Source organism: Paenibacillus sp. GCM10027626 (genome assembly GCF_042676285.1).
Taxonomy (GTDB): Bacteria; Bacillota; Bacilli; order Paenibacillales; family Paenibacillaceae; genus Paenibacillus_Z.
In genome coordinates, this window is the sequence record NZ_JBHTHC010000010.1 from 282,906 (window position 1) to 295,827 (window position 12,922).

The following is a 12,922-nucleotide window of genomic DNA, read 5'->3' on the forward strand; positions in this document are numbered from 1 at the left end:
CCTTTCCGGAATTGGCAGGCTACCAGAGTCCACGTTCTCCCAACTTTTTAATGATCCGGTTAACCGAAATAATCAATATCAGTGCGATCAGCGATTGAAACAGTCCTAGCGCTGTCGTATAACTGTACTGCAAATTGACAAGACCGCGCGTATACACATACGTACTAATCACTTCCGCAACCCCTGTTACTGCCGGATTGCGCAGCGCATACACCTGCTCGAAGCCGACGTCCATCATTTTTCCTACCTGCAAGATGAGCAGAATAGCAATTGTGGAGCGAATGCCCGGCAGGGTAACGTGCCAGATTTGTCTAAGCTTGTTGGCCCCATCGATTTTGGCCGCTTCGTACAAGGTTGGATCAATTGCGGCCATCGCCGCCAAATAAAGAATCGTTCCGAATCCTGCTTCCTTCCAAATGGCGGACCCAATAAAGCTGACCGGCCACCAGAACTTATCTGCCATAAAGTAAATCGGCTCAAAGCCGAATGCCTGCAGCACATAGTTCACGATGCCTGTCGATGGCGACAAAAGCGCAATGATGATGCTGCCCAGCACCACCCATGAAATAAAATGGGGGATGTACAGCAGGTTTTGCAATGTCCGTTTATACCACTCTACTCTGACCTCGTTAAGCAGGAGAGCCAATATAATGGGCGCCGGAAAGGCGAACAAAAGATGATACAAATTAAGCAGGAGCGTATTTTTCAAGACCACGTAAAACTCCTTGCTTGCGAACAGCTTTTCAAATTGCTCCAGGCCGACCCAAGGACTGCCCAAAATGCCGTCAGCCAGACGATAATTTTTGAAGGCGATGATCTCTCCGCCAATCGGCGCATATTTGAATAGCAGCAAATAGATGGCAACCGGCACTAACAATAAATAGAGAAACCGGTTTTGCGACAGATGCTTCATCGTTTTGGTTCTCCCCCTTTCGTATGTTCGTTCATTCAACGCTGCACATTCAACCTACCATGCCCGGCCCCGGCTCGAAAATCTCCAGTTTTTATGATGCTATTCCTTATCGCCGAATGCCCCATCTACAATTTTTGTGATGGTACTCCTTTTCGATTTTTTCCAGTGTTTTCGGGCTTTTGGACACACTACCGAACATGTTTTTTTCGCTTGGTCAGGACGTCAGTTATTATGAGTCACTCATCGAAATCGGCGATGATTTCCGTCACAATGTTTTAACGGCTACCGTATGACAAAAAAGGAAGCACCTATTATGACGATATTCGTCAATAGGTTACTTCCCACTAGACATATTCACTAACTGGATATTATGTAGGTAAATAAGAAATCCATTTCTCAGCGCGGATCAGCCTGTCATCTCCGCATGAAAACGTGCGCGGCCCGCACTATCCTGTTATAGAGAAAAATCGGTCACGCCTTTCTTATAGGCATATTTAAGCGTGTATGTATCTCCGTCCTCAAAGGGCATAGTTGCAATTTTTATTCGAGTATAGTCAAGCCTATGTTCTCTTAATACTTTTTTTATCAAGGCAATACTCCGTTTTTCATCCGTAATGACACAAAATATGTTAAGTGCATATTTATACGGCTCAGACACGCATTTCCCCATGTCAAAACCATCGACATAGCCAAGTTCAGCTTCGGCTAAATATATATTTAAATATTCCATTACTTTATTTTTTAACCATTCATCGCGTTGGTTTCCTTTTACGCTTTTCAAGGGATACTGTACCACTAACCAAAATTTCTCATCCATTCAATCCTCCGCCTCCCTGTATAAAGGTGCAATGCGGTCAATCCGGTTCGTCCAAATCCAGCCGCTGTACTGTTCAGGCAGCCGCTTGAGATCATCAGCCGTATCGAAGCCGCTCGAAAAATCGCTGCCATCGCCTCCGACTACAATCGTACGAGTCCCGGCATCGTCCATACGATCGAGGAAGCGGTCCGGCCACCCCCAAAGCCAAGGGGCAATTTTCTCCGGAATGTGCAGCTCTGTATTTTTACATGCAGCCGGCATATACCCTGTCCATCCCGCAGCAACATAAGGGATCAGGCAGCTTTTCATCGTCGCCTTGGACATGACGCGCATCTCGGGCATTCTCTCCTTCAGGGCGGCGATCGGGTTGTCTCCTCCGTACACAGCCAGCAAATCCTGCTGCTGCTTGGGCAGCGCTGACAAATATTTGGCAAGCAGCTCTCCCTCATACGGATCATTGCTTTTAATATCGATTAACAGCGCTTTGTCGGGAAATCGGTCCAGTACCTCAGTTAAAGAAGGCATCATACTGACCCCTTTTCCGCGGAAGGGATAGGTCTTGCCTTGATCGGCGGTGTAGCCATACCCGATATCCAGTTTTTTCAGCTCGGCCATGGTGTAATCTCTCGTCACACCTTCCGCATTCGTGCGGCAATCCAGCGTCCAATCATGAAAGACGGCAAATTGCTCATCTTTCGTAATATGTACATCAAATTCTACAGCGTCCGCCCCTGCCAGAAATGCCGCTTCCATCGAAGGAATCGTATTTTCCAAAAATGAATGCTCCGGCGGGTAGATTCTCTCCGCTGTACAGGTATCATTGGCGATGCCGTCCATCGGATAGGTTTGGGCAAGCCCGCGATGCGCAAGCAAATGCGGCTCTCCGCTCCGCGCCTTCATCAGTAAGGAGCTGTTGTTCAGGTAGATAAATGCGACCAGCAGCAGCAGCGCGATGACGATTTTGCTTCTAGCTATTTTTTTCAGCCGGTTCATTCGCAATCCCCTCCCAAATCGCTTGAAGCTGCGCACAGAGCGAGTCGTAAATCGCTTGCTCGTCCATTCTGGCAGAGCCAGCGATTAACGCATTGAAAAACAATCCGACCAAAATCGAAGCCACCATATCCGAATCCCAGCGGCAGCGAAATTCGCCCTTTTGCTTCGCTTCTTCAATGATCGTGCGCAATGTGTCTTGAAAAATCGCGATATTGGACGTCTCTTCCTTAGACTCGATCGCTGACCTGAGCGTCTCGACCAATGTCAGACGCAACAATTCCGCATGTTGAAAATAAATGGCCAGCAGGTCGCGGAAAATATGGAGCACTCTATCTTTGACAGCCCCTTCGGCATGACGCGCAGCAATCTCTCCCATCAGCTTAATATGTGAGGTGGCCACATGCAGCAAAACATGCTCTTTTTTAGGAAAGTAGTTAAAAAAAGTACCCTTGGCTATACCGCTTTGCAGTGTAATTTCCTCCACTGTAACGTTGTCGTACCCTTTCTGCTTGAACAAAGCGATGGCTTGCTTAATGATCGTTTCCTCAATCTGTTTTTTACGCGCTTCTCTTCGCATCTATTTCACCTCTACATTCGAACAGCACAAAAAATGACTACAGTCATATATGACTGTAGTCATTTTACAATTAATGCTGCTCTTGCGCAACAACAAATTCTTGCTGGCAACATCAGAGAGGCGAATCTTTCTCGTCATACGGCTACTAGCCGCCAGCAGCCGCAAATGATATAATACAATATAATACTTTCAATGTTCAGGAAAGGACTCCATCATCCCTATGACACAACCAACCGGCAACCAGCCGCTCTATTTGCAAATCAGGGCCATGCTCAAAGAAAAGATCGAACGAGGCGAGCTGCAGCCCGGCGACCAAATTCCGACTGAAGCCGAACTTGTGCAGCAATACGGCGTCAGCCGCATAACCATTAAAAATGCGATCAAGCTGTTGGTCGAAGAGGATCTTGTCTATCGCATTGCCGGCAAAGGTACCTTTGTCGCCGATCCTGCAGAAGCCGCCGCTGCAGCTCCAATCAAGGCAGTATCTCGCCAGCAGGCAGCGCATAAGCGGAAAATCGGTTTTTTAAGCCCTTTCACCAATGACGAGTTTTCCATGCAGCTGCTGCAAAGCATCGAGGAAGCCTGCAAAGAGCAAAATGTAATCCTTATTGTCCGTACAGCAACTACCCAATCGGAGGAAAGGGACGGCATCAACTTTCTGCTTGAAGCCGATGTTGATGGTTTGCTCATATTTCCTGTAGACGGCGAAGCCTACAGCGATGCGATTTTGGGCTTGAAAAGCACGGGCTTTCCTTTTGTGCTGGTCGACCGCTATTTGCCCGGAATTAAGACGAATGCCGTCTATTCGGACAACTACCAAGGCGGCTATCTGGGAACCGAATATTTGATTCAAAAGGGCCATAAACGAATCGGGATTGTTTCGGGGACTAGATCGAAAACCTCCAGCTCCGAGGACCGGTTCTCCGGTTATTTGGGAATGGCGGGGCAAGCCGGGCTAAAAATCGAGCCGGCCCATTGGCTGACGCGGACCGATGAAATTACATATATGGATACGGAAGCCAGCCAGCGCATCGTTACCGAGTGGCTGCAGTCCCAGCCGGAATTGACTGCCGTCTTCGCCTTTTCGTGCGGGATGGCTGTTTATGTGGCAAGAGCCGCCAGCGAACTGGGCAGGAAGGTGCCGGAGGAGCTTGCCATTTTATCGTATGACAATCCGCCGGTCCATGACTTGCATGGCCGCTACTTCAGCTGTATCGAACAACAAGTGGATAAGATGGGGGAAGAGGCGCTATCCCTTCTCCTCAGTGCGATCGATGAACCTTCCCTCACCCGCGAAGTTGTCCTTCCAGTGTCGATCAGGGAAAGGCGCACGACCTGAGCGGCACGGTGAAGAAACGGCTGGTGCACAAAACGGCAGGTACGGCGGGGCGTGGATACAGGTTCCGTTATTCGCAGCAAATCGCGCCGCGAATAGCGGGCAAACACCACTAATTACGTTGCGTTGCGGACCTGAGCAGAAACTGGGCGGACCTGAGACGGACCGTCGTTCCGTTATCTGTGAACAAATGTGCCGAAACGGCAGGCCGGCGGACCGTGGTTCCGTTATTGGCCTCAAATCACCGCGAAAATCATGAAAATGACGCAAATAACGGATCCTCTGTCCGCGAAAGCATCCAATCGCCTGTTTTTCGAGCAATAACGGAACATATGTCCGCATGCCTCATGGCCCACGCCTAGCTGACCTTTTCGGGACTCGGCGAAGACGGCTCAACGCTTTCTCCAGGCTGGATTGTTGTATAAAACGCAATATTTTTCATTATGATGGACACTTTTTCCGAAAATGCTGTACGTTTTGCAACAATCTGCCCCCGCTACCACAACACGAACCCCAAATTTTTGTATTTCATACAACAATTCTCCCTCCCGGACCCATTCGCACCGTTTATTGTTGTACAACATACAACAATCCGCGAACATCCGCCAATCAATATACTCTCCGCGCAGTCACAAACCGCTTCATCCACTTGTCATCCAGCTCGCCGATATGAACGCCTTTTTCTTTTGAGTAGGTATGTAAAATTTGATTATTGCCTGCATAGATGCCGACATGGCCGATCGGCAGCCCCCGGGCGCTAAAAAACAGCAAATCGCCTTTTCGCAGCTCGTCCACACTGACCTCTTTGCCTTTCTCCGCCTGATCGTAAGATACGCGCGGCAGTTCCAGCGACAGCACCTCTTTAAACACATGACGGACAAAAGAGGAGCAATCAAAGGTAGAAGTTTGATCAGATGATGCGCCGAACTTATAAGGGGTGCCAAAAAATTGCGAGCCATAGGCAATTAGCTCATCCGCCTGCCGCTCTGTCAGAGCGGGACTCGTATAGTCGGTGTACAGCGGCTTGGCCGAAATAAAACCGATACGCTTATCCGCTGTTTGCACCTCCAGCCAGTTCGCGTCGATTTCCCTGATCACGTGGATCCTCTCGCCTTTGGGAATCAGCCGGTAGACCGGAGCATTCTCTTCCGCACTTGGAGCTTTACGCAGATTAACTCCATACCGTACTGTATTTTCGTAATTTGTTGCCGATGAGATTGAGATGCTGCCCGAATAGGCATGCCACTGCACGACATTGCCCAAAGCTTCGCTTATGAAGCGCAGGGGGACCATCGTTACCCCGTTCATGATTGTCCCAGACTTAGCCAAGGTTAGGCGTTCCTGATTTATGAATGCGACCGTATCCCCTATCCGATAGGTAAGCGTGCTCCCGCCTTTGACGGCAGTTACGGTCTGCGTTTTGTTATTCCAGGTAACTTTTGCTCCCTGGGCCTCGAATATGGAACGCATCGGGACGAATGTTGTACTCTCCTTTACCACAGGATCCGCAGAAAACGCAATTGGCTTGCCGTCTAAATAGATGCTGCCAACCCCAGCGTTCGCTGAAACATGAGCAGTCCCTGCACCGGCCAACATTAGCATAAGCAGCGCGGTTGTACCAATTCTTCTAAACACCGGCATTCTATCATCCTTCCGAAAAAAGTCTTCCATATATTGACGCGTCGGCGTAGAAGTTAGTTACGATGCAAATGTTGGAAATCGGACAGGTATGGAATTAATTGCAAATAGGCATATTACATAATTAAAGCCCTAAGCCGGCAAGTGACGAACAGGATCGTTCTCAGGCGAGGGAGCTCATAATTAATGATTGGAGTGAAATGAGCGTGCCGCTGGCAAATATAAATGGCGTAATTTTGCATTATCACAAGCATGGGGATGATGGCATTCCGATTGTATTTATCCATCCTCCACTGCTGACGAGCACCAATTTCCGCTACCAGCAAGTACAGCTATCCAACGAGTTTCAAGTCATTACATTCGATATCCGCGGTCATGGGCAAAGCGGGCAATCCGACACACCGTTTACATACGAGCTGATCGTTGAAGACATGAGACAACTGCTCAATCATTTAGGTATCCGGCAAGCTTATGTATGTGGATATTCCACTGGAGGCTCGATTGCGCTGCAAGCCATGCTGACCCATCCGGACCGGTTTACCGGCGGAATACTGATAAGCACGATGTCGGAGACGAGCGATTTTATACTAAAAAACCAGATTCGGCTGGCAATTGGCTTGTCCAAATGGAGACCGGTCATGCGGCTCATGGCGCTTGGAATTTCGTGGAGCAACTCGGACCAAACGCTAACGTTCCAAAATTTGCTGCAAAGCTCGCTCCGCGGCGACAGGCGCACCATCAAGCAATATTACGAATACAGTCTGAAATATAATTGTACCGCGAAATTAGGGCAAATTAAGGGGCCAATTCTGCTGTTATACGGCCAGAAAGACCGGAGGTTCAAACGCTACCTCAAAAAACTTCAGAACGGACTGCCGCAATATGAACTGCATCTCATCCAGAACGAGAACCACCAGCTGCCCACAAAAGCGGCCGACGAAATGAATGATGTCATCCGCAGATGGATTCGTGCCCATGAATATATAGACAGCGTGGCACAGGAGCATCATCCTTCGCCATCACCTGCACCATTCATGATGTACGAGCCGGTCGCAGAGGAAAGTGTGGAAAAACAATAATAGTTGGGCGATGAAGTCAGCTTCCCCTTCAGTAACAGTAACAGCACATAGTACTGCTTAGGCACGCGCGATGCGCGTGCCCTTCTTGAATCAACACATCGCTGCAGCATACTGCGCGACCGACAAGCTCGCATAATCGCCGATCTGCTCGCCAAAAAATGCCGGTACGATCCGGCAGGCCGCAAGTGAGCGCGGGTGCGCTTCAGCCTTCAGCTTCGCCAGCGCATAGGGCTCAAGCAGCGATTGCTGTCTCCCGTATATGCTGCCGATCACAATACATTGCGGGTTCAAGATATCGACGAGCAGCGCAAGTCCCGAGCCCAGCTGCTCCCCCGTCTGCCGCATTACTGCGAGCGCCAGCTCATCGCCTTGCTGCGCAGCTTCGCCTATTACGCGAGCATCGAGTGCGGACAATTGCTCCAGGCTCGGGCAAAGCGTCGGCTTCTCCCCCCGCTGCAAGCGCTTGACCGCTTCCAGCTGGGCGAGATGAGCGATGCCGCCTCCGCTGCAGAAACCCTCGAACGAGCCAGTCTTGCCGTAACCTCCCGGCCCGTTTTCCGCCATCCGCATATGGCCGACCTCGCCCGCCATATCATTCGTACCGGCATACAGCCGGCCGTCCAATATTAGGCCGGCTCCCATCCCCGTGCCGAAGGTAAGGAAGATTAGATTGTCCATTCCCTTGCCGGCTCCCCATTGCCATTCTGCAAGCGCACATGCATTGGCATCGTTCTGCAAGGCAGTAGCGGTACCAAACCGCTCGCGAAAAGGGGTTACAACATCAATTTCCCGCCATTCCGGCAAATTGGGCGGCGATAGCACAAGCCCAGACCGGCTGTCGAGCGGCCCGCCGCAGCTAATGCCAATGCCGGCGATTTCCGCATCAACAGGCTGCGCAGCCAGCAGCTCGTCAAGCAGATCGCCAAGACGATTCAGCGCAGCTTCCGGCGCAGGCGGTGTCGGAAACTTCTTTTTATCCAGCAATTCAATCTGATCGCCCGAGACAACGCCGATACTTACGGCACATTTCGTCCCTCCAATATCCACTCCCGCAAGCAGCTTCTTCATTTTTACCGCCCCCTTTCACCCAAAAAACTGCTGCTCCAGCATAACGCACATCGTATGGTAGATCGGCAGATGCCGTTCCTGTATGTCAGGCGTACTATCCCAAGGCACGCGAATGACAATATCGCATAAATCGTTCATTTGTCCGCCATTGCGCCCGGTCAGCCCGATCGTCGTTACCCGCTTCACTTTAGCCGTCTGCAAGGCGCGAACGACATTGGCCGAGTTGCCCGACGTACTAATTCCGAGCAGTACATCGCCCGGAATGCCGTAGCCAAAAACCTGCTGGGCATAGATCATATCGGCTGCTACATCATTGGCATAAGCGCTAGTAAGCGCAGTTGAGCCGATTAATGAAATCGCCGGCAGCGCTCCTTGCAGGTGGTCGGCCAGGTAGGAGCCGGATTCAGGAAATTGTGCGACGAATTGCACGCGTTCCGTCTCCGAAAGCGGCCGTTTGGACATAAAGCCCTTCATTAGCTCGCCAACAATATGGTCACTGTCCGAGGCACTGCCCCCATTGCCGCAGACTAATAGCTTCCCGCCTGCGCGATAGCTTGCTGCTATTCGATCAACTGCCGCAGTGATATCCGCTTCGCACACCGCCAGTTCCGGATATTTTCTTATTAACTGTGATAATTCGTTTTCCTTTGTCATAAACGCATCCTCCTCTAATAATAGAGCTTAAAAAACGAATAAAGTCATATTTATCTTATTTATTAAATTAATTAAGTTGATTATAGCAAGGAGCCTTCCATCTGTCTATCCCGCATTTACCGTCTTTGAACAGAATAAAAGCCGTCCTATAGCCCGCTTTGTGAATCGATGGTGCTGAAGTTTGCCGCGCTTCCATCAGGAGCAAATGGTGCGCCACCCTCTATCGAGTGAAGAGCTGGCGGTGCATGCGCGGCGCATTGAGCGAGAACAAAAAAACGGAGGCTGCAAACGGTCACTGCCGTCTACCCCTCCAGTCAAACACGCTGTTCATCATATGCCCCAAGCAGTAACCTGTTAGACTGATGGCATACGCCATAATTAGACTCATATAAGCAAATGACTCGTATGAAAGATTGGGAAGAAATTGCCTCAGCCCGTATAAGGGGCCTAGAAACACAATAACTGCGGGGATGGCGAGCACAAGCCAATCCATACTGTAGCTAACAAGGACAAAAGCAAAGGCTAGCAGCCAATAAAGTGTACTAAATTTTAGAAACTTCGCATTTCCCTTATTCTTATCGTTCATATAGAATCCCCAAATCAACCATATTATTAAAAATAGTATTGTACTCGCGATATTCATGCCTGTAGGCGGAGAACCTTTCAAATAGGCAGTGAAGTTTATTATAGTAAATGGGACTCCGAGAAGTAGCGCTAAAAGTAAGCTAGCCAGCATTCAGTAAGCCTCCTTTGCTTTCGGATTCGGCTTGTTTTTGCGAAAATATCGCACGTCATACACGTCTGTTGATTATCCAAAAAAAGTAATACATAGAGCTCAACCTTAAAAGCTGATCTCGACTTCCTTTACCCCAAAACTAACTGGATTTTATGTAGGTATATACGCCAGAACAGAGGATTTTTGCAGTCTAACTGGAAATCATCCAGCTAGTATGGGCCAAATCGAGTCTATCCATCTCTAACTCCCATTCTAACTGTAGGTTTTCCATCTAGTCCGGCTATCTAACGAACAAAACATAAAACGAACTGTAGAAAATCCATTTAGCTGGCCAATATGAATAAATTCCCAGTAAAAAAGAGCGACAAATCACAACCCATATTGTGGTAAATCAACAGCCTTGCACGACGTACAACAAATCAGCGCTCGTAACTTTCCGTCCGGCCGAATTATTGTAGAAAATGCAAAAATCTGGCCTCGCAGGGCTCTTAGAAGGGCCACATTGTTGCAAAACGTGCAGCATTTCCATGGAATTTAGTGAAATCAGCTTAAAATGTTGTGTTTTGAGCGATAATTTTCACTTCATAGCCTCATAGGCTCATTCGCTTACATTTGTAAGCCGCTCAAGCATTCCGCTCCATTACCAGAAACTCGGTTCCGTTGTTGTCAAACCTGCCTGACGGTTCAAATCCGGCCTTGGCGTAGAGCCGGATGGCTCTCCCGTTGAACGCCGCCACGCTCAGCCGCAGCCGCTGCGGTTCGAACGTCTCGCGGGCAAAGCCAAGGCAAGCGGACAAGAACGCCATGCCGCTGCCTTGGCCAGTCAACTCAGGTTTCATGCCAAGACCGATGTCGACAACATGGTCGCCGCCATATACTCCTGCACGGCGGCCGCTCGGCACCTGCGCGTTCGCTCCGAAGCAGCAAAAACCGATGAATTCGTTTTCAGCATTTCGCACTCCATAATAGGTTCCATCCAGCAGCTCGCTTATCGTCTCCTGACACTCTTCTAAATTGTAAAATGCATATTCCCCTTCATACCGCCACCTGCATATTTCTGCCGCCTCATCGATTTGCAGGGCAGTAATCTGCATTCCTTTCATCGCCGCTCAACCTCCTAATCTATCTACTCTGCATTCGGATATTCGTGTTCATCCACCAAAGCTCATGCTCTATTTTACCATTCATTAACATGGCAAAGAAACCTTCCGCCCAACAGCCCCAAAAATGGCCTAAACTTTTTTGAGGCTAATTACGTCTTATAATCGGGAAGTATTTTCCACTTTTGTAAAAGGAGATGCATCTAGTGAAAAAGACCGTTGCGATTGCTGGCAGTACAATATTACTGCTGACAGCAGGAGTAAGCGTATGGGCAAGCTCCACCTCTCCATCCAATCCTTATGTTCTTGAAAGCGAACCTATCTCTCATCTTAACGATCATGAAACCTACCAAGAAACTGAACGTCCGGAAATTTACGAGGCGATGATGAAAAGATGGGAACAAGCAAAAGAAAAAGTTATCAAGCACAAATTGTCTAAAGAAAGCAATGTAACTAGGCAAGAATGGCGTATTATCCCCAGCTCGGATATTGATTTGGAACTAACGAACGGGCTTTCTGCGGCAGAATCCACTTCCTTTGCAGACGCTTTATTCAGCGATCAAAGAAAAAGCAATCTTGGTTACGGAGACTACTTCCCTGCAGTTCTGCTAAACGAGGCAAAGGATCGCGCCATCCTCACCTGGGAGAAAGCAAGCGGAGAAATCGTTGCAATTGACATCAAATCGAAAATAGATAGCAGCGGGAAACGAACGTGGTATGTGGACGGAGAAGCAATGAAGATCGAGTAACCGTACACTTCACCTTAAACGCGAGAAAGGGGTGACCAGCCCTCTGGTCTGTCCCAGCTCTGTCAGCATCGTATACAATCGAACGAGTGATAGCTGATATTGCCCCGATCCGCCGCTCTTGAAAGATTAATCCGATACATTGAGCCAGCAACTCGTCGGCCTGCTCACGTTGACTGCATTGTACAGCTCCTTGGCTGCCCGCTGTGGAAACACACTAGCAACCGGGTCGCCATATGTAACATCGTCATTAAACAAAATCGACTCCAAACCGATACGTATCCGATAACGAAGCGCTTCAACTGCTTGCTCACTGGAGTCAGCCGCCTCGATTAACCGCCTTTGCGGACGGCTAATGCCGATGCTTACTTGCAGCCCCAAGTACTTGCGCGCAGCCTGCTGGACCCCTTCTGCCCAGGCAAAAAGCTGTGCCTTCTGCTCTGCTCGCGAACCGCCGCTGCCTCCAACAATCGTAATTTGCGATTGCTCCAATAGTACAGGCACGAGCCGCGCTTTGTCCGGAATCAGCTCACCCGCAATATTGGCGAGGGCAAACAGCAGCAAGTCGCGATCCTTCTCTTCGTAACGCGAAGCTTCCAGTGCATCAATCTGAATGGCGAGCGCTGCGTGCCACGACCAATCGAGCGGGTAGTTATATTCCTCCAAAAAATACCGCAGCTGCGCTTCACGTATCTCGCCGTGAATCAGCTTGATCACGAAAAACCGTCTTAGCTCCCGCATCTGGCCGATTACCTGAGCCGACAGCTTCATGTGGGGCAAGCTTAGACCTGATAACCCTTATCCCGCTCAATAAGGGGCCTTGTGGGTTGTAACGAATCTAACGACTAAGCTTGCCCCACAAGGGTTCCATTTTTTGGTATGCGATATACCATACAACGTGGTAGGATAGAGACAACTCTTCATACAAAGGTAGGAATGATTCATGTCCACTTCTTCCATACTCGTTGCTTCAGCCACAGTTCAACTTTTTCCGTCGCATGTATATTCGCAGCACCCGTGTTCTGAATCGCTTTATCCAAACAATGACGACTTTGTCTCGTCACCCTGGGGCTTCCATAGCGGCAGCTAGTGCAGACGCAGCAGAGGCGAAAGCCATTTACCGCCTTCTACAGAATCTCGAGCTCACCGAAGAAAACGTCATGGACTGCTATCGACAGGAAACGCTGCGGCAGATGAAACAAACCGGGGAGACCGTGTTTCTGTGCATACAGGACACGACCGGGATCAGCTACGCCAAACGCGAG

At 49.4% G+C, this 12,922-nt stretch carries 13 protein-coding genes; 4 read left to right on the plus strand and 9 right to left on the minus strand.

What is annotated here, in order from left to right:
* Positions 1–19 precede the first annotated feature (19 nt).
* The 4 genes from ACFQ0N_RS20875 to ACFQ0N_RS20890 all read right to left on the minus strand — a co-directional run bounded on the left by ACFQ0N_RS20875 (position 20) and on the right by ACFQ0N_RS20890 (position 3,300).
* A complete protein-coding gene (locus tag ACFQ0N_RS20875; RefSeq protein WP_379329760.1) occupies positions 20–913 on the minus strand; it encodes an ABC transporter permease in 894 nt (297 codons plus the stop codon).
* Positions 914–1,367: 454 nt separating this feature from the next.
* Entirely contained in the window at positions 1,368–1,730 is a 363-nt protein-coding gene (locus tag ACFQ0N_RS20880; protein ID WP_379329762.1) for a hypothetical protein, read from the minus strand.
* Positions 1,731–2,723 carry a glycerophosphodiester phosphodiesterase family protein gene (locus ACFQ0N_RS20885; protein WP_379329764.1) on the minus strand — a complete coding sequence of 331 codons (993 nt, stop codon included), beginning with the start codon at positions 2,721–2,723 and terminating at the stop codon, positions 1,731–1,733.
* Entirely contained in the window at positions 2,698–3,300 is a 603-nt protein-coding gene (locus ACFQ0N_RS20890) for a TetR/AcrR family transcriptional regulator (protein ID WP_379329766.1), read from the minus strand. Before ACFQ0N_RS20890 ends, ACFQ0N_RS20885 begins: the two co-directional genes overlap by 26 nt.
* 220 nt (positions 3,301–3,520) lie before the next feature.
* Between ACFQ0N_RS20890 and ACFQ0N_RS20895 the strand changes: the two genes are divergently transcribed.
* Positions 3,521–4,639, plus strand: coding sequence for a GntR family transcriptional regulator (locus ACFQ0N_RS20895; protein ID WP_379329768.1), 1,119 nt, complete (start codon positions 3,521–3,523; stop codon positions 4,637–4,639).
* Between the two features lie 606 nt (positions 4,640–5,245).
* On the opposite strand, the gene ACFQ0N_RS20900 is transcribed toward ACFQ0N_RS20895, so the two are convergent.
* Positions 5,246–6,277 carry a stalk domain-containing protein gene (locus ACFQ0N_RS20900; RefSeq protein WP_379329771.1) on the minus strand — a complete coding sequence of 344 codons (1,032 nt, stop codon included), beginning with the start codon at positions 6,275–6,277 and terminating at the stop codon, positions 5,246–5,248.
* Positions 6,278–6,480: 203 nt separating this feature from the next.
* On the opposite strand from ACFQ0N_RS20900, the gene ACFQ0N_RS20905 reads away from it, so the two are divergent.
* Positions 6,481–7,353: an alpha/beta fold hydrolase gene (locus tag ACFQ0N_RS20905; protein ID WP_379329773.1), complete on the plus strand. Its 873-nt coding sequence runs from the start codon at positions 6,481–6,483 to the stop codon at positions 7,351–7,353.
* Between the two features lie 90 nt (positions 7,354–7,443).
* On the opposite strand, the gene ACFQ0N_RS20910 is transcribed toward ACFQ0N_RS20905, so the two are convergent.
* From ACFQ0N_RS20910 to ACFQ0N_RS20920, 3 genes are all read right to left on the minus strand, one after another.
* Positions 7,444–8,421 carry an ROK family protein gene (locus ACFQ0N_RS20910; RefSeq protein WP_379329775.1) on the minus strand — a complete coding sequence of 326 codons (978 nt, stop codon included), beginning with the start codon at positions 8,419–8,421 and terminating at the stop codon, positions 7,444–7,446.
* 15 nt (positions 8,422–8,436) lie between these two features.
* Positions 8,437–9,075 (minus strand): D-sedoheptulose-7-phosphate isomerase, encoded by a 639-nt coding sequence (locus ACFQ0N_RS20915; protein WP_379329777.1) that lies wholly within the window; start codon positions 9,073–9,075, stop codon positions 8,437–8,439.
* Between the two features lie 1,359 nt (positions 9,076–10,434).
* Positions 10,435–10,905 carry a GNAT family N-acetyltransferase gene (locus ACFQ0N_RS20920; RefSeq protein WP_379329793.1) on the minus strand — a complete coding sequence of 157 codons (471 nt, stop codon included), beginning with the start codon at positions 10,903–10,905 and terminating at the stop codon, positions 10,435–10,437.
* Positions 10,906–11,117: 212 nt separating this feature from the next.
* Here ACFQ0N_RS20920 and ACFQ0N_RS20925 point away from each other — a divergent pair, with 212 nt between their 5' ends.
* Positions 11,118–11,660: a hypothetical protein gene (locus ACFQ0N_RS20925; RefSeq protein WP_379329779.1), complete on the plus strand. Its 543-nt coding sequence runs from the start codon at positions 11,118–11,120 to the stop codon at positions 11,658–11,660.
* Between the two features lie 126 nt (positions 11,661–11,786).
* Here the strand turns inward: ACFQ0N_RS20925 and ACFQ0N_RS20930 are convergent, their stop codons facing one another.
* A complete protein-coding gene (locus ACFQ0N_RS20930) occupies positions 11,787–12,428 on the minus strand; it encodes a hypothetical protein (protein WP_379329781.1) in 642 nt (213 codons plus the stop codon).
* A 227-nt stretch (positions 12,429–12,655) separates the two neighbouring features.
* On the opposite strand from ACFQ0N_RS20930, the gene ACFQ0N_RS20935 reads away from it, so the two are divergent.
* Positions 12,656–12,922 (plus strand): transposase DNA-binding-containing protein (locus ACFQ0N_RS20935; RefSeq protein ID WP_379329783.1); only part of this gene is annotated, 267 nt, incomplete at its 3' end.

What these genes read in the sequence shown, in the direction of transcription:
- ACFQ0N_RS20875 (WP_379329760.1), bottom strand. Translation starts at nt 913, where the DNA reads ATGAAGCATCTGTCGCAAAACCGGTTTCTCTATTTATTGTTAGTGCCG.
- ACFQ0N_RS20880 (WP_379329762.1), bottom strand. Translation starts at nt 1,730, where the DNA reads ATGGATGAGAAATTTTGGTTAGTGGTACAGTATCCCTTGAAAAGCGTA.
- ACFQ0N_RS20885 (WP_379329764.1), bottom strand. Translation starts at nt 2,723, where the DNA reads ATGAACCGGCTGAAAAAAATAGCTAGAAGCAAAATCGTCATCGCGCTG.
- ACFQ0N_RS20890 (WP_379329766.1), bottom strand. Translation starts at nt 3,300, where the DNA reads ATGCGAAGAGAAGCGCGTAAAAAACAGATTGAGGAAACGATCATTAAG.
- ACFQ0N_RS20895 (WP_379329768.1), top strand. Translation starts at nt 3,521, where the DNA reads ATGACACAACCAACCGGCAACCAGCCGCTCTATTTGCAAATCAGGGCC.
- ACFQ0N_RS20900 (WP_379329771.1), bottom strand. Translation starts at nt 6,277, where the DNA reads ATGCCGGTGTTTAGAAGAATTGGTACAACCGCGCTGCTTATGCTAATG.
- ACFQ0N_RS20910 (WP_379329775.1), bottom strand. Translation starts at nt 8,421, where the DNA reads ATGAAGAAGCTGCTTGCGGGAGTGGATATTGGAGGGACGAAATGTGCC.
- ACFQ0N_RS20915 (WP_379329777.1), bottom strand. Translation starts at nt 9,075, where the DNA reads ATGACAAAGGAAAACGAATTATCACAGTTAATAAGAAAATATCCGGAA.
- ACFQ0N_RS20920 (WP_379329793.1), bottom strand. Translation starts at nt 10,905, where the DNA reads ATGCAGATTACTGCCCTGCAAATCGATGAGGCGGCAGAAATATGCAGG.
- ACFQ0N_RS20930 (WP_379329781.1), bottom strand. Translation starts at nt 12,428, where the DNA reads ATGAAGCTGTCGGCTCAGGTAATCGGCCAGATGCGGGAGCTAAGACGG.